At 30.8% G+C, this 20423-nt stretch carries 18 protein-coding genes and 2 tRNA genes; 15 read left to right on the plus strand and 5 right to left on the minus strand.

All coding sequences use genetic code 11. The features are described 5' to 3' along the window. The first annotated feature begins 23 nt into the window (after window positions 1-23). From atpG to priA, 5 genes are all read left to right on the plus strand, one after another. Complete coding sequence (gene atpG / locus CONE_RS00270) at window positions 24-923, plus strand: F0F1 ATP synthase subunit gamma (RefSeq protein ID WP_015396770.1); 900 nt, start codon at window positions 24-26, stop codon at window positions 921-923. A gap of 41 nt (window positions 924-964) precedes the next feature. Further along, entirely contained in the window at window positions 965-2368 is a 1404-nt protein-coding gene (gene atpD, locus CONE_RS00275; protein ID WP_041862187.1) for a F0F1 ATP synthase subunit beta, read from the plus strand. Window positions 2369-2374: 6 nt separating this feature from the next. Next, window positions 2375-2800 (plus strand): F0F1 ATP synthase subunit epsilon, encoded by a 426-nt coding sequence (locus tag CONE_RS00280; protein WP_015396772.1) that lies wholly within the window; start codon window positions 2375-2377, stop codon window positions 2798-2800. A 46-nt stretch (window positions 2801-2846) separates the two neighbouring features. Continuing rightward, window positions 2847-3911 (plus strand): uroporphyrinogen decarboxylase, encoded by a 1065-nt coding sequence (gene hemE / locus CONE_RS00285; RefSeq protein WP_015396773.1) that lies wholly within the window; start codon window positions 2847-2849, stop codon window positions 3909-3911. 291 nt (window positions 3912-4202) lie between these two features. Next, the gene (priA, locus tag CONE_RS00290; RefSeq protein WP_015396774.1) at window positions 4203-6302 is read left to right on the plus strand and encodes a replication restart helicase PriA; all 2100 of its coding nucleotides are present in this window, start codon (window positions 4203-4205) and stop codon (window positions 6300-6302) included. A 16-nt stretch (window positions 6303-6318) separates the two neighbouring features. Here priA and CONE_RS00295 read toward each other — a convergent pair whose 3' ends face one another. Then, entirely contained in the window at window positions 6319-7185 is an 867-nt protein-coding gene (locus CONE_RS00295) for an NAD(P)H-hydrate dehydratase (RefSeq protein ID WP_015396775.1), read from the minus strand. A gap of 58 nt (window positions 7186-7243) precedes the next feature. Here CONE_RS00295 and CONE_RS00300 point away from each other — a divergent pair. Beyond that, window positions 7244-7318 (plus strand) — tRNA-Arg (locus tag CONE_RS00300). A gap of 15 nt (window positions 7319-7333) precedes the next feature. Here the strand turns inward: CONE_RS00300 and gshA are convergent. Beyond that, entirely contained in the window at window positions 7334-8944 is a 1611-nt protein-coding gene (gene gshA, locus CONE_RS00305; protein ID WP_015396776.1) for a glutamate--cysteine ligase, read from the minus strand. A 238-nt stretch (window positions 8945-9182) separates the two neighbouring features. Between gshA and CONE_RS00310 the strand changes: the two genes are divergently transcribed. The 6 genes from CONE_RS00310 to zapD all read left to right on the plus strand — a co-directional run bounded on the left by CONE_RS00310 (window position 9183) and on the right by zapD (window position 14628). Continuing rightward, a complete protein-coding gene (locus CONE_RS00310) occupies window positions 9183-9953 on the plus strand; it encodes a class I SAM-dependent methyltransferase (protein WP_015396777.1) in 771 nt (256 codons plus the stop codon). A 39-nt stretch (window positions 9954-9992) separates the two neighbouring features. Beyond that, window positions 9993-10844 carry a Tim44 domain-containing protein gene (locus CONE_RS00315; RefSeq protein ID WP_015396778.1) on the plus strand — a complete coding sequence of 284 codons (852 nt, stop codon included), beginning with the start codon at window positions 9993-9995 and terminating at the stop codon, window positions 10842-10844. 14 nt (window positions 10845-10858) lie between these two features. After that, window positions 10859-11482, plus strand: a complete 624-nt coding sequence (locus CONE_RS00320) for a hypothetical protein (protein WP_015396779.1) — start codon at window positions 10859-10861, stop codon at window positions 11480-11482. A 4-nt stretch (window positions 11483-11486) separates the two neighbouring features. Next, a complete protein-coding gene (gene ubiB, locus CONE_RS00325) occupies window positions 11487-13037 on the plus strand; it encodes a 2-polyprenylphenol 6-hydroxylase (RefSeq protein WP_015396780.1) in 1551 nt (516 codons plus the stop codon). Window positions 13038-13227: 190 nt separating this feature from the next. After that, window positions 13228-13833: a dephospho-CoA kinase gene (gene coaE / locus CONE_RS00330; protein WP_015396781.1), complete on the plus strand. Its 606-nt coding sequence runs from the start codon at window positions 13228-13230 to the stop codon at window positions 13831-13833. A gap of 45 nt (window positions 13834-13878) precedes the next feature. Then, window positions 13879-14628, plus strand: coding sequence for a cell division protein ZapD (gene zapD / locus CONE_RS00335; RefSeq protein ID WP_015396782.1), 750 nt, complete (start codon window positions 13879-13881; stop codon window positions 14626-14628). A gap of 31 nt (window positions 14629-14659) precedes the next feature. On the opposite strand, the gene CONE_RS00340 is transcribed toward zapD, so the two are convergent. From CONE_RS00340 to CONE_RS00350, 3 genes are all read right to left on the minus strand, one after another. Beyond that, the gene (locus CONE_RS00340) at window positions 14660-15526 is read right to left on the minus strand and encodes an ATP-binding protein (protein WP_015396783.1); all 867 of its coding nucleotides are present in this window, start codon (window positions 15524-15526) and stop codon (window positions 14660-14662) included. 43 nt (window positions 15527-15569) lie between these two features. Next, window positions 15570-16787: a bifunctional glutamate N-acetyltransferase/amino-acid acetyltransferase ArgJ gene (gene argJ / locus CONE_RS00345; RefSeq protein ID WP_015396784.1), complete on the minus strand. Its 1218-nt coding sequence runs from the start codon at window positions 16785-16787 to the stop codon at window positions 15570-15572. 160 nt (window positions 16788-16947) lie between these two features. Next, window positions 16948-17023 (minus strand) — tRNA-Phe (locus CONE_RS00350). 141 nt (window positions 17024-17164) lie between these two features. Here CONE_RS00350 and hemA point away from each other — a divergent pair. The 3 genes from hemA to prmC are packed head-to-tail and all read left to right on the plus strand — an operon-like array spanning window position 17165 to window position 20398. Beyond that, on the plus strand, window positions 17165-18427 hold the full coding sequence (gene hemA, locus CONE_RS00355) for a glutamyl-tRNA reductase (protein WP_015396785.1): 1263 nt from the start codon (window positions 17165-17167) through the stop codon (window positions 18425-18427). Between the two features lie 60 nt (window positions 18428-18487). Continuing rightward, the gene (gene prfA, locus CONE_RS00360) at window positions 18488-19570 is read left to right on the plus strand and encodes a peptide chain release factor 1 (RefSeq protein WP_015396786.1); all 1083 of its coding nucleotides are present in this window, start codon (window positions 18488-18490) and stop codon (window positions 19568-19570) included. A 9-nt stretch (window positions 19571-19579) separates the two neighbouring features. Next, a complete protein-coding gene (gene prmC / locus CONE_RS00365; RefSeq protein WP_015396787.1) occupies window positions 19580-20398 on the plus strand; it encodes a peptide chain release factor N(5)-glutamine methyltransferase in 819 nt (272 codons plus the stop codon). Window positions 20399-20423: the final 25 nt, after the last annotated feature.

Consider the following 20423-nt stretch of genomic DNA (forward strand, 5'->3'; position numbering starts at 1 on the left):
AGTCTTTTGATTAGGAAATATCAATGCCAGGGATTAAAGAAATTCGTAGTAAGATTAAGAGTGTGCAGAGTACTAGTAAAATTACTAGAGCCATGGAAATGGTTGCTGCTTCTAAAATGAGAAAAGCTCAAGATAGAATGAAAATATTCCGTCCATATGCTAGTAATATGCGTAGGATGGCTGTTCACCTTATGCAAGGAAACCCTGAATATTCGCATTCTTATTTGATTGAAAGAAAAACGTCTGCTGTTGGGATAATTTTAGTTTCTACAGATAAGGGTTTATGTGGAGGAATGAATACTAACATCAGTAGATTAGTTTTATCTAAAATTCAAGAATTTAGTAAGAACGATATAGAGGTGTATACTTCTGCATTTGGTCAGAAAGGACTCAATTTGCTTACTAGAATAGGTAGTAATTTATTATCACAAGAGACACATCTTGGAGATATTCCTGACATTAGTAGATTGTTACCTGTTCTGGATGTACAGTTAAAAGCTTATATAGATGGCAAAATAGATTCTCTATATGTGGCTTCAACTAGATTTGTTAATACAATGAGACAGGAGCCTATATTTTTGAGACTTCTACCATTGTCAACAAATTTATATGATCCATATCATGAAACTGATAGTCAGTTTCCTATTGCTGATACAAACGTTTATAATTGGGATTATATTTATGAACCAGATGCTAAAACAGTAATAGATAATCTCTTAGATCGTTATGTAGATTGTTTGTTATATCAAGCTATAGTTGAAAATATGGCTTCAGAACATTCTGCAAGAATGGTTGCAATGAAAGCAGCCTCCGATAATGCAAAAAGAGTTATTGACGATTTGCAAATGATATATAACAAAAATCGTCAGACTGCGATTACTAAAGAAATTTCTGAAATCGTCAGCGGTGCATCGGCTGTTTGAACTATGCTTAAGTATAAATATTCTTATAGTAAGGAATTATGATGAACAATGGAATCATCGTTCAGTGTGTTGGAGCGGTAGTAGATATTCAGTTTCCAAAAAATAATATACCAAGTATATATGAAGCGCTTAATGTCATGGATAATAATTCTTTTATGGAAAAAAACTTGACATTAGAGGTACAACAACAACTAGGTGATGGTATTGTACGCGCAATAGCCTTAGGTTCTAGTGATGGCCTAAGTCGTGGAATGAAAATTAGTAGAACAAATAGTCATATCTCTGTTCCAGTTGGAGATGGAACATTAGGTAGAATTATGAATGTGTTAGGCAGACCTATTGACGAAGCTGGTCCAATTGTACATGATATAACAAGATCTATTCATCAAAATGCTCCGTTGTTTGAAGATTTGTCGCCATCGATAGATCTATTAGAAACAGGAATTAAGGTAATAGATTTGGTATGTCCTTTCGCTAAGGGAGGAAAGGTTGGATTATTTGGTGGTGCTGGTGTTGGAAAAACTGTTAATATGATGGAGCTTATTAACAATATTGCTAAGCAACATAGTGGTTTATCAGTATTTGCAGGCGTAGGTGAACGTACCAGAGAAGGCAATGATTTTTATCATGAAATGGCTGAATCAAAAGTTTTAGATAAGGTCTCTATGGTATTTGGCCAAATGAATGAGCCACCTGGCAACAGATTGAGGGTTGCTCTTACAGGGCTGACTATAGCTGAGAAATTTCGTGATGATGGTAGAGATGTTTTATTTTTTATAGACAACATATACCGTTATACATTGGCTGGTACTGAAGTCTCAGCATTATTAGGAAGAATGCCTTCAGCTGTGGGTTATCAGCCTACATTAGCTGAAGAAATGGGAAAACTACAAGAACGTATTACATCAACAAAAACTGGTTCTATTACTTCCATACAGGCTGTTTATGTTCCTGCCGATGATCTTACTGATCCATCACCAGCCACAACCTTTCAGCATTTGGATTCGACTGTTGTTCTATCTAGAGATATTGCGGCCCTAGGTATTTATCCTGCTGTAGATCCATTAGATTCCACAAGCCGTCAACTTGATCCACAAATTGTAGGTGATGAACATTATAAAGTTGCTAGACAAGTTCAGCAGACCTTACAAAGGTATAAAGATTTGCGAGACATAATAGCAATTTTAGGCATGGATGAATTATCTCAAGAAGATAAGATTGCTGTTTCAAGGGCAAGAAAAATACAACGCTTCTTATCTCAACCATTTCATGTTGCTGAAGTTTTTACAGGATCTCCAGGTAAGTATGTTCCTTTGTCGGAAACTATTCGTGGGTTCAATATGATCGTTAGTGGAGAATGTGACAGTTTGCCTGAGCAAGCTTTCTACATGGTAGGATCTATAGATGAAGCATTTGAAAAGTCTGAAAAGTTACTAAATGGATGATTCGTTATGAGTAATCATATCAATGTTAATATTGTTAGCCTATCAGAATTATTATTTTCAGGTGAGGCTAAGTTTGTTTTATTACCAGCTGAATTCGGAGATATAGGTGTATTGCCTGGTCATGTTCCTTTAATATCACTTATTCGTACGGGCATGCTAAAAGTAATTTGTCCAGATGATACAGAGCATAATATTTTTGTGGCTGGTGGTATATTAGAAGTTCAGCCCAAAGAGGTGACTGTGTTAGCAGACACAGCTGTTATGGCTACAGAATTAAACGAGGCAAAAATTATAGAAGCTCGCAAGAAAACTGAAGAAGTTTTGAGAAATATCAAGGATAGAGCCGATATCACGAGTGTTGAAATGGAATTGAATATGCTTGCAGTACAGGCAAAAACAGTTCGTAAGTTTGGTAAGGCTAGAGTATACTGATTCTAATCCTAGCTTCATATTGATTTATAAAAGGTGGTATTCCCATATGTTGAAAAATGATATTTTATTGCGTTCTTTATTCCGTGAACATGTTGAGTATACTCCAATTTGGCTAATGAGGCAGGCTGGCAGATACCTACCTGAGTATAGAAAGATAAGAGAACTTGCCGGATCTTTTATGAATCTATTAACCAATCCAGAATACGCTTGTGAAGTTACTCTTCAACCTTTGAAAAGGTATAACCTGGATGCTGTTATATTATTTTCAGATATTCTTACTGTTCCGAATGCTATGGGTCTTGGTTTGAATTTTACTGACGGATTAGGTCCTATTTTTTCTCGCAAAATAAGAACAGAGGATGATATAAGAAGGTTTTTGTCCGTTCCAGATATGAATTCTTTAAGTTATGTTTTTGATACTATAAATTTAGTAAATAATGAACTAAAACAAAAAGTACCTCTTATAGGGTTTTCCGGAAGCCCATGGACTTTAGCATGCTATATGATAGAGGGTCAATCATCTAAGGATTTTAGCAATATAAAAAAGATGCTTTATTCAAGACCTGATTTATTGCATAAGATATTAGAAATAAATACTGACGCTATTATTCAGTATCTAAATTTGCAAATTGCTGCTGGTGTAGATGCTGTTATGCTATTTGATACTTGGGGAGGTATTCTTACTAGCACAGCTTTTAAAGATTTTTCCTTAGCATATAACAAAAAAATATTTGACAGTCTAAATAGAATAGTTGGAGATAAAAAGATTCCAGTAGTTAGTTTCACGAAGGGCGGTTCTTTGTGGCTGAAAGATATAGTCAAAAGTGGTTGTGATGCCATAGGATTGGATTGGACTATTGATATGTCTGAGGCTAGACATATTATATCGGATACTGTTGCCTTGCAGGGAAATCTAGACCCATTAGCATTATTGGGGGATCACGGTTTATTGAGATCAGAAGCTAGAAATATCATAGAATCATTTGGTTTTGTAGGCAATGGTGGTCATGTTTTTAATATTGGTCATGGATTAACTCCTAATACAGATCCATATGCTGTATCAGAGTTGATCGAAGAAGTTCATGCTTATAGCAGATTATTCCACGTGTAGATTGTTAATATTGTTGTGTTTATAACAAGATATTAAACATATATATGTTTAATATAATTATTTCTTGTAAATTTTAAAATGTAATAACGATTTGAATTTTAATAAATAAATTATTTGATATTATTTTTGCTTATTCTACTATATTTTTTCAAGATTATTTTTCCTAGATATGAGTAGCTTCTCCACAAAGTTATACACAGAAGAATACATATATCTAGGTAATTTCTACATTTAGATTTATTATCATTTTTCTAAAGTCTTATAATCAATTATTTCTTTTATATTAATTAAATGCCAATTCAAAATAAATTATCAATTTCTTATAATTGGTTATGTGTAGCATTAAATTTGCCATTATTTTCCATTTTTGATTACAAAAGTATTAACATTATTAATGTAGGTTCTAGAGTAGTTGTCCCTTTTGGAAAAAGGACTTTAATAGGAATAGTAATTAAAATTCTAGAGAAACCTTCTATAGATGCATCTTATGTCAAAGAAGTTTTAGAAATCTTAGATGATTTACCTCCATTTCCTCAAGATTGGCTAAAATTGCTCGAATTCACCGCTGATTACTATCAAAGACCTTTGGGAAATGTTATGTTCTCTGTAATACCATTACCATTGAGAAGTTTATCTTCATATAGAGGGAAACGCACATTAGGTGGTCCTATTGTTAAGTTAGGTAAGTCAGATGATAAAATGTCACCATTAATCATATTACCATCAATAAAAAAATATGATGCAATATTAAATGATGAGCAAAAGAAGGCTGTATCTATAATAAATTCATTAAAAGAATTTAAGGCAATTTTATTGTATGGAATAACAGGTAGTGGGAAAACAGAGGTTTATCTTAGAGCTGCTCGTAATATATTGCAAAACTCCAATAAGCAAATATTATTTTTAATTCCTGAGATAAATTTAACACCACAATTAGAAAAATCTGTGAGAGATAGTCTTGCCGGTATTGTAAATTATGAAGATATATTAGTAATGCATAGTAAACTTACTATGAAATCAAAATTAGACGTTTGGTACAGAGTACAGTGTTCTAAGGCTAGAGTTCTATTGGGTACAAGAATGTCTATATTTGCTCCATTCAATAATATAGGTTTAATAGTTATAGATGAAGAGCATGATACTTCTTATAAACAACAAAATGGATTAAGATATTCAGCTAGGGATTTAGGAGTATGGAGAGCTCGTCATTTAAATATTCCAATAATTTTAGGATCAGCAACTCCTTCATTAGAGACATGGAATAATGCAATAATAGGTCACTATTTGCGTATTTATTTGAAAAAAAAAGCAAGAGACTTCAGTCAGAATGATATAAAACTAGTAAATACCAAGAAATTTCGTCCTAATAATGGTTTAACAGCTCCTTTGATAGAGGCTATAAAAGATCGTTTGAAAAAGAAAGAGCAATCTTTAATTTTTATTAATAGAAGAGGTTATTCACCAGTATTTTGTTGCTTTTCCTGTGATTGGATTAGTAAGTGCCCTAGATGTACAGCTTTTACTGTTTTACATAATACTTCAAATAATGAAAGTAGGCTACAATGTCATCATTGTGGTTACTGTATGATATCTCCGTTATCTTGTCCAGAGTGTGGAGATCAGGATTTGAGGCCTATAGGTAGTGGTACTCAAAGAGTGGAGGAAGCTTTAATAGGATTGTTTCCTAATGCTAATATAGTCAGGATAGATGCTGATAGCACAAAATGTAAAGGAAGTCTATCTTCTTTATTAAATGATGTAAATAACGGCAATGTCGATATATTAATTGGTACACAAATGCTTGCAAAGGGACATGATTTTTTAAGGGTAAGTTTGGTAGGAGTAATTAATTCTGATGCTATGATTTTCTGTCAAAATTTTCGTGCCCCAGAACATTTATTTTCTCAGTTGATGCAAGTTTCTGGAAGAGCTGGACGCCATTTAAATGGAGGAGAGGTTCTTATACAAACTTCTTTCCCTGAGCATATGATCTATAAATTTGTTATAAATCAAGATTATGATGGTTTTGCTAAATATTCATTAAATCTAAGATCAATAGCAAATCTTCCACCATACTCATATCAAGCATTATTGAGTGTTGAGTCAAAAAATCTAAGAATTGCAATGGATTTCTTGCATAAATCTAAAAATATAATAAAAGAAAAAGTTTCTTTTGAGTTTAACTATTTATCAGATATAACTTGTTATGATCCAATTCCATCCAGAATAGTACGTATTGCAGATATTGAACGTGCTCAGATGTTAGTAGAAGGGAAACATAGATCATTATTAATAACTTTTCTAAAAGTATGGCTGAGGCATATCAGTAGATTACCAAATAATAAAAATAAAATTAAGTGGTATATAGAGGTAGACCCATTAGAGATTTAATTACTGTAAAAATTAACTACTTGTAGGTTATATTGTTTCGTATTTTTCGAGCTTGGTCTGCTATTTCATTTGCAGTTAATCCTATAGGTCCTATATTTTCTTTAGATAGATTTTCTGATGCTTTTCCATGTAGCCAAACAGCTCCCAATATAGCTTGCTTCAAACATAGTTTTTGTGATATTAAACTACCTATCATCCCTGCTAGTACATCACCTGTTCCGGAAGAAGCAAGTCCTGGGTTTCCTGTTGTATTGCGAAATACTATACGATCAAAAGGAGAACATATCAGAGTGTTTTTACCTTTTAAAACTACCCATGATTTAAAATTTTTAGATAATATTCTTACTGCATCTAGTCTATTTTCTTGTATTCTTTGTGTTGAGCAATTTAATAATCTAGCAGCTTCTGACGGGTGTGGTGTTAATATTACTTTGTTACTTTCATAATTCGAAATTGGAATAGTAAATTCTTTACAAGCTAGCATATTCAATGCATCTGCATCCAAAACAATTGTTGCTCCTTTATTCAATAAAAATATTTCATCAATTAATTTCCGTGACAATTCAGATTGTCCTAATCCGCAACCTACAACCCATGTATCGACTTTGATCTGATATTTTAACCAGTAATTAGCTGTATTTATCATTAATTCTGGTTGCATAAAATCAACTGATATAGGTGATTTTTTATTAGCAAATCCAATTAATACTTTGCCTGCACCAAGTTTTAGAGCAGCTCGTCCTGCGAGCAATACAGAACCAGACATGCCATTACTACCACCAATGATCCCAACTGTCCCGTGATCACCTTTATTACTATTCAGGTTTCTTTTTTTGAATAATTCTGGTAAATTTTCAATATTAATATTAATTAGTTTGTGCATTATTCTTATGCGATTATATTTAAACAAATAAAAGTTATTTATAGTATCTTATTTTATTGCATCCGTAGTTCAATGGATAGAATGTGAGTTTCCGAAGCTCTTGATGCAGGTTCAATTCCTGTCGGATGCGCCAAAGATTTTTGATTTTTTAATTTCGATTATTGTCATTAAAATGTTTACTAAGGTCGTTTTGTAAAGATTTAACATATTCCTCAAAATTTATTTCACTTTTTCCCTCTAATGAGGAAAAATCCTCATGAGATTTAATAGCATTTTCTTTATATTTATCATGATTTGAATCTGTTTTTTCTTTTAAAACAGATGAATGATATTTACTTATCCCTAATGAATATTCTGCCAAAGATATTTTTTTATCTCTTAGATCTCTAATAATCTTTGCAGATGGAGTAAGGTCTTGGTCATTTACTTTTTTAAGTTGATTTAATACTGAATCGTAATGTAAATTTTTATTAGTTTCTTTATCCAATAAAGAAGCAACATCTCCTATTTTAGTAATTAATTCAGTAGAAAATTGTTTTAATGGAACAGTTGAACCTTTCTTCTTGATTAGTAAGCTTGGCTCTCTTCCTCTGTACGCGACATTTGAAAAATTTTCATAGTGTTCTTTATACTCATTTTTAATGAATATAGGACTATCTTCAATTGCACAAAATAATAGAAAAGAATCTAAAAAACGACAAGTTTCTATACTGATTCCTATAGAAGATTCTAAGTCAATGTCCAGACATCTTACTTCAACATATTGAACCCCATTCTGTTTTAAACCATTTATAAGCCGATCATTATTATTAATAGAGCATTTAGGTCTTATCATGGAATAGTATTCGTTCTCAATCTGAAGTATATTAGTATTTAATTGTATCCAATCTTCTCCGTAATTAGTTCCAATATTTTGGTACCCAGGCCAGGGCTTCATTATAGCTTCATATAGCCCTGTAAGGAACTCTTCCAAGTTGTTGTAAGATATATCTAGCTTAGATTGAACTTTGCTATAGTAGCCAAGCTTGCTTACTCTTAGACTAGTTGCATAAGGCAAATAGACAGTCTTGCTATCTATTTTAGCAAGATCATCTATATTGATGTTATTTTTTATCAAATCAACAGATATTGCTGGCGTTGATCCAAATAAATATACTATCAACCAGGAGTATCTTATGAAATTACGCATTAAATTAAAATAACATTGACTATTAAAATTTTTCTGATTTTTATCTTTACAGTTTAAGTTTTCTAATATTTCATTATTTAAAGAAAAATTATAATGAAGTCCTGATATGCATTGCATTTTCCTTCCATAGCGTTTTGCTAGGCCTTTCCTATATACATGCTTATACATACCTATGTTGTTTTTCCCAAACCATGCTATTGGTATTTCACTATCTTTTTTTGAAGATAGTTCTGGTATTGAATTGTGCCATAGCATTTCATTATTCAGTGAGCTATAAACGAAATTATGTATGCTAGTAAGTTCTTTTATCAAAGAATCAACAGAATTATTAGTTCCTGTAATAAGTTCTAATAATGCTTCTGAGTAATCAGTTGTTACATTTTTATTAGTTAAAGATGATCCTAATGTATGTGGATGAGGCAGATTAGACAAATCTCCGTAATAATTAACCCTTAATGCCTCTCTTTCTATTCCTCGTAAGATTTTTGAAGAAAGATTTTTAATATCTTGAAGTAAATTGATGTTATTAGGTATTAGACGTTGTATGTCATGCATATTTGAATTTTTCATTGTTAGTATTTCATTTATATTGATAAGTTGATTGCATCATAATTCAAAAAAATACTTGTCAGTTTATAACTATTATCTATTAACTATATTTAATAATCCCATTATATCTTATAAAGATTTTATAGTGGCATTTTATCAAAAGAGTATAGAATACCTAATTTGTATGAATTTTAACTTTTTTAAAAGGATAATCAATTTTCTAAATATTATATTTAGTTTATTGATAAGAAGAAATTATATGAAAGATGGAGCTAATGGAAATTTTTTAGAAAATGAAAACTCTACACATTTTGGATATAAGTTTATTGAAACATCTGAAAAGAAAATGCTAGTATCAAAGGTTTTTGATTCTGTAGCAGATCAATATGATTTAATGAATGACTTAATGTCATTAGGACTTCATCGTTTATGGAAAAAATTTTTAATTAGTAAGGCTAATATAAGACCAGGAATGAAAATTCTTGATATAGCTGGAGGCACTGGTGATTTGGCCAGAATGTTCATTGATAAACATATAAAAAATGTTGAGATTTGGCTTACTGACATTAACATTGATATGTTAAATGTTGGTTATGATAGATTAATAAATAGTGGTTATATATTGCCTATCGTTGCTTGTGATGCCGAGTCATTGCCTTTTGCTTCATCCTATTTTGATAGAATTAGCGTTTCTTTTGGTCTACGTAATATGACAAATAAAATGCAAGCTATGTCGGAGATGAGAAGGGTTTTGAAACCAGGTGGAAAGTTGTTGATATTAGAGTTTTCTCAAATCATTGAACCTTTGAGATTTTTATATGACTATTATTCTTTTAAATTCTTGCCTTGGCTTGGTAACAAGATAACAGGAGATGGAGATAGTTATAGATATCTAGTAGAATCAATACGTATGCATCCTAAGCAAGATGTATTAGCGCAAATGATGATTGATTCTGGTTTTCGCAAGGTTAAGTTTTCTAATCTAAATGCTGGTATAGTAGCTTTGCATGAAGGTATAAAGATAGATTAGCCAGTATAAAATTGATTTAATAGTTAAAGGTGTATTTGTATGTTCATCTCATTGAAAAGTAAGTTTTTTCTATTATCTTTAATATTTGTTATATTTACAGCTATGTTTCTATCTTGCAATGCAGAAGCACGTCGCATTGGAGGAGGTCATAATATTGGAAAACACTATAAAGCTCCATATAAAAAAAATGATTTAAGTTCTAATAATCATTATAAAAAAGAATCAAAAACAACTATAAATCATAGCAATAAAGGCAATTTATTTTCTAAAATAATGGGACCTATAATTGCAGGATTTGGTTTGGCCACAATGTTATCATACTTTGGTCTAAGTGGTTTTTTTGTAAATTTTATCTCTATTTCCATAATTATTTTTTTAATCTTATCTTCCATGTATCTAATTTTTAGCTATTTTTTTATGAAAAATAGTAAAATTTCTTATTGCGGAAAGCAAAAAAATTTTCAGAATAATAACGATGGTTATTTTATTAATAAGCTAGAAAAAAATAGTTCTTTTTGTGATAATTTCAATACAAAAGAATTTTCAGAGCAGGCTAAAATATTTTTCTTGCATATGCAGGAATCATGGAGAAATGGTGATATAGATTCGTTAAAAATTTATTTAACAGATGAAATGATCAGCATTATAGAAAATGATTTCAAACACAAAAATTATGATCGAGAAGTCCAAGTATTATCTTTATATTATGAATTTTTAAACACTGAATACGAGAAGAGTAATGACAATACTTTTGCAAATATTCGTTTTTTCGGAGTTATTAAAGAGAATACTAATTCAAATGTTAATAGTTTTGATGAGATATGGATTTTTCAAAAAAACCATTCTTCTGGATGGCTTTTAGCTGGGATTCAGGAAAATATTGATCATTAATATTGAGTATTTTTATGAATTTTTCAAATATGTCTCATATAATTATAAATAAATTAATCTTTATTATTAACCATTTATTTAACAAACATAAAAATTTGTCAAATATTTTGAATCAACATGTTGGTAAAATCTTAGAGATCAATGTTAATGATTGTTTATTAAGATTTATTATTAATAATGAAGGTATATTTGAAGTTGCTAAATATGACAATAAAAATCCTAGCATGATTGTAACTTGTAATGAATCTATTATAGAGATACTAAAATCTATTAATCACTGTGATTTTTCTTCTGTATCTAAGTTTATGCATGTATCTGGAGATTTACAGTTCATGAGCGATATGTCAATTTTATTAAAGAATATTGAGCTAATTCCTAAAGATGAATCTTATAAAATTATTGAAAGCCTTATGAGCAATGTTAGATGGATTCTTAATAAGATATGTAATTTCGGTTATAATTTGTCAAGTGAATTTAATTGGTCTTTTTGTGAGGAATTTGATATTTTAGCAGATAAGATAATATATAAAGATTTTAAGAAAAATATAAAATCTATATACATAGATACAAAAAAAACACGTATTCGCGTAAATAATTTATGTAGAAGTATTGATAATATTGTAAAGATCGACTGCTGATAAAATGTATTCAATTATTCGTTTAATTTATATTATATTTATTTCAATAAGATATGGACTCCCAAGATTATTAATTAGTAGAAGTAACTCTAGATTTTCTAATTTTTTTATAAAAACAATTTCTCTTTTCTCTATAAGAAATATTGATAGAGGAAAGTCATTTAGGTTAGCATTAGAGAAACTTGGACCTTTATTTATTAAGCTAGGTCAATCATTATCAAATAGAAACGATTTATTACCAAATGATATTATTGCTGAGCTTGCCATGCTTTATGATAAAGTATCACCATTTCATTCTAGTGAAGTTATTAATTGTATAGAGAGTTCTTTTGGTAAGCCAATAAATATTTTATTTTTAAGTTTTAATGATATTCCAACAGCTGCAGCTTCTGTCGCTCAGGTACATTTTGCTGTTATGCATGATGGTAGAGAGGTTGCTGTAAAAGTTTTAAGGCCTGGTATTTTAAAAATAATTGATAGAGATTTATCTTTGCTAAGGTTATTATCTAAAATTATTAATTTCTTTTGGTCAGATTCTAATAGATTGAAACTTAAAGGTGTAATAAATGAATTTGACAAATATTTACATAATGAGATTGATCTAAGATTTGAGGCTGCTAATTGTAGCCAAATAAGTTCTAATTTTAAGAAAAATAATAATAGAAAAGGAATGTTAATTGTTCCTAATATTGTATGGGAGTTAACTAATTCCTTGATATTGACAATGGAAAGAATGTATGGAATTCCTGTTAATCAAATAGAAAATTTACACAATGTTGGTCTGAATACGTCTGATATAGCTTCCAAAGGAATTCAGATTTTTCTTTTACAAGTTTTCGAAGATGGATTTTTTCATGCTGATATGCATCCTGGTAATATACATATATCTTATGATAGACGTACTTTCGGTAGTTATATTGCTTTAGATTTTGGCATAGTTGGTTGTTTATCAGATTCTGATAAGAGTTATCTCGCACAAAATTTAGTATCTTTTTTTCATAAAGATTATAAAAGCGTCGCCAAGTTGCATATAGAGTCTGGATGGGTATCCAAGGATACTGTAGTTGAAGATTTAGAAAGTGCTATTCGCACTGTATGTGAGCCGTATTTTGGTAAACCACTATCTGAATTATCAATTGGCAAATTATTATTAAAGCTTTTTCAGGTATCTAGATCTTTTAATATGGAAGTGCAACCACAATTAGTTCTGCTTCAAAAGACTTTATTAAATGTTGAGGCCTTAGGAATTCAGTTAGATCCAGAATTAAATTTATGGGAAACAGCTAAACCATATCTTGAGAAATGGTTACGACATAGGGTTGGATTTCATGCTTTTTCTAACGCATTGAAAAATGAGGCTATAAAATTACCATCTATATTGCCAGCTATACCTCGTTTATTACACAATTATTTATTACATAAAAACTCTAGTATAAAAATAGAAGAGGAGTTATTAAAGATTAAAAAAAATAATAGATATATTATCGTATCTTCAATAATTACAAATATTTTTGTTGTATATTTAATAGTAGTATTTTTACGCTTATATAATTAATTTTAATATACTTATCTTTTAAATCTCATATTACTATTTCGCTTTTTTATTTTGATTTATCAATAATTAATCAATTTCAATAATTTTGATAATCTTTTAGACGTAAATTTTGTATGCTCTATATGCTTGCTATAGTTTATTAAACAATTTATGATAATAGTGCTTAGTTATAGTATTAAGAATAGCAAATATGTTAAAAATCGGTTTAACTGGTGGTATAGGCTCAGGCAAGACACTTGTCACTTATTTTCTGAGAGACTTAGGTGCTTACATAATAGATACTGATGAGATTGCTAAATCGCTGACAAATATTGGTGGTGAAGCTCTGCCTAAAATAATAGATGTTTTTGGTGAAAAAGTTATTGACAGTAACGGTCAGTTAGATAGATCATGGCTGCGTGAGCATATTTTTTCTGATAAAAATGCTCGTATCAATTTAGAATTAATAATGCATCCATTGATTAATTATTATTCTGACCTAATGCTTAAACAATATTCAGGATTATATGTTGTTTTTGTCGTTCCATTATTGCTAAATTCTTCAATATGGCTTGATAAAGTTAATCGTATATGTGTTGTTGATTGTGATGAAAATACTCAGATAAAAAGAGTTAGTGAACGAAAATTAAGTTTAGATACTATAAAGAAAATTATATCTGTGCAAACTGATCGTCATACACGTTTAAATTTTGCTGATGATATTATAATAAATGGGGAAAGCATTTCTAAGCAGGATTTATTTAAACAAGTAAAAATGAATCATGATTATTGGTGTATGATATCTTCGAGATTTTAATATGGTTAATTCGCTTTAATCTTATACAATAGGTTTTGAAATATAGTGATTTTTTTTGAATATCCATTTAATGAGCGAGTTAGGATTTACTTGCGATTAGAGTATCTTTTTGACAGACTATTCTTTGCTATTGAGAGTAGTGAGACTAGATTGCACCAGATAGCAATATCTACACTATTTGAAATTATTGACGCTATTGATAGATCTGACGTTAAGGGTTCTATTTTGCAAGATTTAGAAAAACAGCGTTTATTTCTGTTGAATTTGCGCAAAAACAGGAATGTCAATCAAAGAATGTTGGAGCTAGCCATTTCTGAACTAGGAGCTGTGAGTTCTGCTTTAATATCTTCTGGAAGACCTGGACATTCTCTTAGAGAAAATGAATGGTTAAATAGCCTTAGAGGAAAGTTATTAGTTTCTGGATGTGCAGCACAAGCTGATATGCCTTCATATTATTTTTGGCAAAATAAAAATGAATTGATTAGAAGGAGAGATTTGAATAACTGGGTATCACACGTTAACCCTTTATTTGAATCTTTAAAAATGGTTTTGAGTTTGCTAAGAGAGTCTGGTAACTTTGTGGAATGCATTTCAAATAATGGAGAATATCAGAGAATGTTGGGAGGTAAAGAGTATCAGTTATTGAGATTATGCTTGTATGAAGAACAGGAAATATTTCCTGAGATAAGTGCGAATAAACATATGATATCAATAAGATTTTCAAAGCAAGAAAGTGATTTTAAGTCTACAATTGTCAAAGATTATATTGCTTTTAAAATCGCTTTCTGTCGATGATTGTTATGAATACAATTTGGAATACCTCTTTTTAAGAGGTAAAGTTTTTTGAAACCCAATATCGTGCAAATTGTTGAGCTATTCGACCAGATCTAGATCCTCTTTCTATTGCCCATTGTATGGCTTCATTGCGAAAATCCATAAAATCAATATTTTTCACAGAATCTCCTTGAATTTCATTGATCCAGTGTTTCACTATATCAAGATAAAAATCTTGATTAAATGGATGAAATGATACCCATAATCCAAATCTTTCAGACAGGGAAGTCTTCTCTTCTATTGTTTCTCCAGGGTGTATTTCACCATCGTGGTCTTTTGATGATTGAAGATTTTCATAAAAATATTCAGGTATTAGATGCCTTCTATTTGAGGTTGCATATATCAAAATATTATCACTTTTTGCAGAAATGGAACCATCTAATACAGATTTTAGTGCTTTATAGCTAACTTCACCATTTTCAAAAGAAAGATCATCACAAAATAAAATATATTTTTCTGAACGACCACTGACTATATCTACAATAATTGGTAGATCAGAAAGGTCTGATTTATCTATCTCAATTAAACGAAGTCCATTATCAGAATATTTTCCTAGCATGGATCTCACTAATGAACTTTTGCCAGTTCCCCTAGCACCTGTCATTAGAACGTTATTAGCTGGCTTACCTTCTATGAATTGTTTTGTATTGTTGTCAATAATAGTCTTTTGTCTTTCTATATGGTGCAAATCATTTAAATCAATCTCTGATATATTTTTTATAGACTGTAGATAACCTTGTGACCCTTGTTTTCTCCATTTATAAGCTAAAACATTCCAATCTGTTTCAGAAGGGACCGGTGGTAGCCAAGCACTAACTTGTTTTAAGACTCTTTTCGCTAGCTGATAAAGTTCTTTCATTTTAATATTCCATCTTATATTCGAGCCTAACCGATTAAATATATTATGAACGGTAATCTGAATTTATGGTCACATAATCATGTGAAAGGTCACAGGTATATACTTTTTCTGCAAAATAACCATTATTCAGAGATATTTTTATTACAATTTCTGATTGTTTCATAACTTTTTTTCCAGATTCCTCTGTATAGAATTTACTAAGCTCGCCATTTTCTACAATCAGCAAATCATTGAGCCAGATTTTTACCTTATTTATAGGTATGTTTGTATTTGAATATCCTATAGCTACTAGAATTCGTCCTATATTTGGATCAGATGCATAGAATGCTGTTTTTACTAACGGTGATTTAGCAACAGAGTATGCTATAGCTAATGCTTCTTCCTTGCTAGCTGCTTTTTCCACCTGTAATGTAATGAATTTTGTTGCTCCTTCAGCATCTCTTACTATTTTTTGAGCCAAATCTGAAGCTGCTTTTGCTAGCGCATCTAATATTATATGATAATTACTATCATGTTCTGATTCTAATTTTATTTTTGATTTGCCTGTAGCCATTATTATGAAAGAATCATTCGTAGATGTATCACCGTCTATTGTAATTCTATTGAACGATTTATCTGCTAGATCTTTAATTATTTTGTCTAATAGTGACTGCTTAATACCAATATCAGTTCCAATAAAACCTAGCATGGTAGCCATATTAGGATGAATCATTCCAGCCCCTTTACTAATTCCAGTTATAGTAAAAACCTTTTGATCAATAGTAAATTGTTCTGAAAAAATTTTAGGAATCGTATCAGTTGTCATAATCCCATATGCAGCTTCCATCCAATTATTCTTATCGGATTTTAAAACAGCTTTATATAAGTTGTTTAATATTTTATCAACTGGTAGTGGTTCTAATACAACTCCTGTAGAAAAAGGCAATACTTGGCAATCCTCTATTTTTAATAAATTCCCTAATGAGCTACATATTGTTTGTGCATTTTTTAAGCCATTTTGTCCTGTGCCTGCATTTGCATTTCCTGTGTTTATCACCAAACTTCGTATAGGCTTGCCTAATAGCAAATGTTTTTTTGCAATTTGAACAGGGGCGGCACAGAATAGATTTTTTGTAAAAACTCCACTTACAGTGGTTCCTTCATCTAGTTTAAATACTGTTAAGTCTTTTCTATTCTCTTTCTTTATTCCCGCCTCTGTTACTCCTATTTCTATACCTTCTATTGCAAACACCATTTTAGGTATTGTTAGATTGATTGCCATATTAAAATATTCCAATAGTGAACATGTTAGATAATGATTAGACTAGTAATTTTTGTTGTTTCCAGATTATTATAACCAATGACACTAATGTGTTTTGATATTTAATATATTCCATAAATGACATATGGATTTTATCTTGATGCATTATTGATATTAATGATGGTGGCCCGGGGCGGAATTGAACCACCGACACAAGGATTTTCAGTCCTCTGCTCTACCGACTGAGCTACCGGGCCATCACAACTGTTAACTATATATAAAAATTTTATATATAACAATAAGGTAATTGTTGATAGTTATTAATTAATGCTGGAGAATGTAATATACTTTATCATTTTGTTAGGTTTAATGTTGTTTTTTTACACTAAAGTGCCCTTATGTCTTCTGTTATAAGCGTTATTGGATTGAATCATACATCTGCTCCATTGATGATTAGAGAGCGAATGTCTATGCCAACTGATACTGTTGGCATATTGTTGTCTAGTATTTTGTCTAAATTTAGGGATGTTGTTTCCGAAGCTGTAATTCTGTCTACCTGTAATCGTACTGAGTTGTATTGTTATTGCGATGAAGAATATATACAAGAATTAATACTCTGGTTTTCTAGTTATGGAAAAGTTGATCCAACTTATTTTTATAATTATGTTAATGATATCGCTGTTAGACATATTTTTTCTGTTTCCTGTGGTTTAAATTCCATTATAATCGGCGAGCCTCAAATTCTAAGTCAAATGAAAAAATCAGTTTCTATGGCTAATGAGGCTGGCTCATTAGGGACTTACTTATATAAATTATTTCAATATTCCTTTTCAGTCTCTAAAGAAGTTCGCACGCATACAGATTTATGCAAGAATCATATATCCATTTCTTCTGCTTCAATTGATCTAGTTAAAACAGTTTTTCAAGAATTAGAAAATCTTAATGTGCTATTTATAGGAGCTGGAGAAATTATTGAGCTATGTATTAAGTCCTTTGTAAAATATAAGTACAATAAAATTGTAGTGACTAATAGAACTTCCGATAGATCGGATAATTTATCAAAAAAATTCTCTATAGAATCAATTCCATTTAAGAGTTTAAATGATAAGTTATATGATTTTGATGTTATTGTTTCATGTACTGCTAGCGAAGATCCAATCATTACTTTAAGTAACGTTACTAATGCTTTTAATGGTAAAAAAATAAAACCGGTAGTTATGATTGATTTGGCTGTTCCTAGGGATATAGATACAGAAGTATCAAATTTTGAGAATATAACCTTATACTCTGTAGATGACTTGCAGGAAGTTATAAAAAAAGGATTTGCCAGTCGCAGTGCAACTATACCGTATGCAAATGAAATTATTGAAAAAAAGACAAATGATTTTATAAAATGGATGAAATCTCGTGACAGTATTCCATCAATATTAGAGTTAATAAGTAGAGCTAATAAAATAAGCTCTACTGAGTTAGAGCTAGCTAAAAAAGCATTAAAGTCTGGAGAATCTCCGGAAGTAGTTCTTGAACATATGGCACGTAGAATAACAAAGAAATTCTTGCATGGTCCTATATCATTCGTTAACAACAATGTAGATTGCGACAAAGATATTTTGTCTTGTATTTTGGAGATTTCTTCTAAGTGCAGTAGTAATAATTATTAGTAATAAATTACTCCCTATTAATAAATTTTTTAGTTTTATGCCAATAAGTTTAAAAAAATAATGAAATCGTCAATGCGTATGCGTTTAGAGGAAATCTCTAATAGATTGTTGGAAATAGATATGTTGCTCTCTGATCATGATATAGCAGCAGATATTGACCAACTTAGAAAACTGTCTTGTGAAAGATCAGAAATAGAGACTATTGTCACACTGTTTACTTCATTTTTACAATCCGAATCTGATTTAGAAACAGCTAATGAAATGATGTCAGATCCAGAATTGAAAGAAATGGCAGAAGAAGAGGTTAGGATCTCTAAAATTCGTATAGAAAAATTAGAGAATGATTTGCAGTTATCTTTATTGCCTAAGGATACCAACGATGATCGAGGTTTTTTCGTAGAAATTAGGGCAGGTACTGGAGGTGACGAAAGTGCACTTTTCTCAGCAGATTTATTAAGAATGTATATACGTTATGCAGAAAAGATGGGATGGTTAGTTGAAATAATATCTGCAAATTCCTCTGACTTGGGTGGATATAAAGAAGTTATAATTCGTATTGAGGGTAATGGAGCATATGGTAGATTGAAGTTTGAATCAGGTGGACATCGGGTGCAAAGAATTCCAGAAACTGAAAATCAGGGTAGGATTCATACATCAGCTTGTACTGTGGCTGTCATGCTAGAAGCTGATGAGGTTAATGATGTTACTATAGACTCCAGTGATATACGTGTAGATACTTTTAGAGCGAGCGGAGCTGGAGGTCAGCATATAAATAAAACTGATTCTGCTGTACGCATAACACATTTGCCTAGTGGCCTTGTAGTTGAGTGTCAGGATGACAGATCTCAGCATCGAAATAAAGAGAAAGCCTTGAAGGTGTTATCGGCGCGTCTCAAGGATTTAGAAATCAGAGAAAAACAAAAGAAAGAAGCTTCAGAACGTAAGAGTCTTATCGGTTCAGGAGATAGATCTGAGCGTATAAGAACTTATAACTATCCTCAGAGTCGTATAACTGACCATCGTATAAATTTGACATTGTATAAATTATCACAAGTTTTAGATGGGGAGTTAGATGATCTTGTTGAGGCATTATTAGCCGAATATAAGGCTGAACAATTAGCTTCTTTAGATTCTAATTATTAGTTTTTAAAAATGAAAGTCAATATAAAAAACTTGATGATGGATCTAAATTTACCAAGAATAGAGATACTTGTTCTCTTGGAAAAGGTTTTACAAAAACCACGGACTTGGATTATTGCTAATGATCTCAATATTATTTCTGATATTGCATTTCGCAAATATAACGATCTGAGAAAGAGAAGATTAAAAGGCGAACCTATAGCATATTTAGTTGGTTATAAAGAATTTATGAGCAACAAATTTTTGGTCAATAATTCTGTCTTAATACCTAGGCCAGAGACAGAGTTATTAGTGGATGTTTCTATTAATAGTTTAAGTACTTTACATAAACCAAGAGTATTGGACTTAGGTATTGGTTGTGGAGCAATTGCAATATCTATATGTTTGATGAGGACTGATGCTGAAGTGGTAGGTAGTGATATTGATAAAGGTGCATTACTTGTGGCAGAGATAAATTCTAAAAAATTAGGAGCAAATGTTACTTTAATTAATAGTAATTGGTTTGATAATTTTGATATACATATAGGAAAATTTGATCTAATAGTATCTAATCCACCATATATATCTTCATTGGATAAACACCTAGAATTAGGAGATCTAAGATTTGAACCAAGGATAGCATTGACAGATGAATCAGATGGATTGTCTCATATTACCAATATTGTTTACAATTCTAGGAATTATATGAATAAGGGAGCTTTTTTATGGATGGAACACGGTTGGGATCAAGCTGCAAAAGTCAAGAATATATTAAAAATAGCCGGATTTAGAAATATAACAAGTTTTCTAGATCTATCTGGAATACCTAGAATAACTGGTGGCAATATATAGTTTAAAGTAGTCTTAAATAAACAAA

This window comes from Candidatus Kinetoplastibacterium oncopeltii TCC290E, from assembly GCF_000340865.1.
Lineage (GTDB): Bacteria > Pseudomonadota > Gammaproteobacteria > Burkholderiales > Burkholderiaceae_B > Kinetoplastidibacterium > Kinetoplastidibacterium stringomonadis.

Coding starts and splice junctions, on each gene's coding strand:
- hemE (WP_015396773.1), top strand. CDS start 2,847: ATGTTGAAAAATGATATTTTATTGCGTTCTTTATTCCGTGAACATGTT.
- CONE_RS00280 (WP_015396772.1), top strand. CDS start 2,375: ATGAGTAATCATATCAATGTTAATATTGTTAGCCTATCAGAATTATTA.
- CONE_RS00315 (WP_015396778.1), top strand. CDS start 9,993: ATGTTCATCTCATTGAAAAGTAAGTTTTTTCTATTATCTTTAATATTT.
- CONE_RS00310 (WP_015396777.1), top strand. CDS start 9,183: ATGAAAGATGGAGCTAATGGAAATTTTTTAGAAAATGAAAACTCTACA.
- atpD (WP_041862187.1), top strand. CDS start 965: ATGAACAATGGAATCATCGTTCAGTGTGTTGGAGCGGTAGTAGATATT.
- hemA (WP_015396785.1), top strand. CDS start 17,165: ATGTCTTCTGTTATAAGCGTTATTGGATTGAATCATACATCTGCTCCA.
- CONE_RS00340 (WP_015396783.1), bottom strand. CDS start 15,526: ATGAAAGAACTTTATCAGCTAGCGAAAAGAGTCTTAAAACAAGTTAGT.
- coaE (WP_015396781.1), top strand. CDS start 13,228: ATGTTAAAAATCGGTTTAACTGGTGGTATAGGCTCAGGCAAGACACTT.
- CONE_RS00295 (WP_015396775.1), bottom strand. CDS start 7,185: ATGCACAAACTAATTAATATTAATATTGAAAATTTACCAGAATTATTC.
- gshA (WP_015396776.1), bottom strand. CDS start 8,944: ATGAAAAATTCAAATATGCATGACATACAACGTCTAATACCTAATAAC.
- atpG (WP_015396770.1), top strand. CDS start 24: ATGCCAGGGATTAAAGAAATTCGTAGTAAGATTAAGAGTGTGCAGAGT.
- priA (WP_015396774.1), top strand. CDS start 4,203: ATGCCAATTCAAAATAAATTATCAATTTCTTATAATTGGTTATGTGTA.
- argJ (WP_015396784.1), bottom strand. CDS start 16,787: ATGGCAATCAATCTAACAATACCTAAAATGGTGTTTGCAATAGAAGGT.
- prmC (WP_015396787.1), top strand. CDS start 19,580: ATGAAAGTCAATATAAAAAACTTGATGATGGATCTAAATTTACCAAGA.
- prfA (WP_015396786.1), top strand. CDS start 18,488: ATGAAATCGTCAATGCGTATGCGTTTAGAGGAAATCTCTAATAGATTG.
- CONE_RS00320 (WP_015396779.1), top strand. CDS start 10,859: ATGAATTTTTCAAATATGTCTCATATAATTATAAATAAATTAATCTTT.
- ubiB (WP_015396780.1), top strand. CDS start 11,487: ATGTATTCAATTATTCGTTTAATTTATATTATATTTATTTCAATAAGA.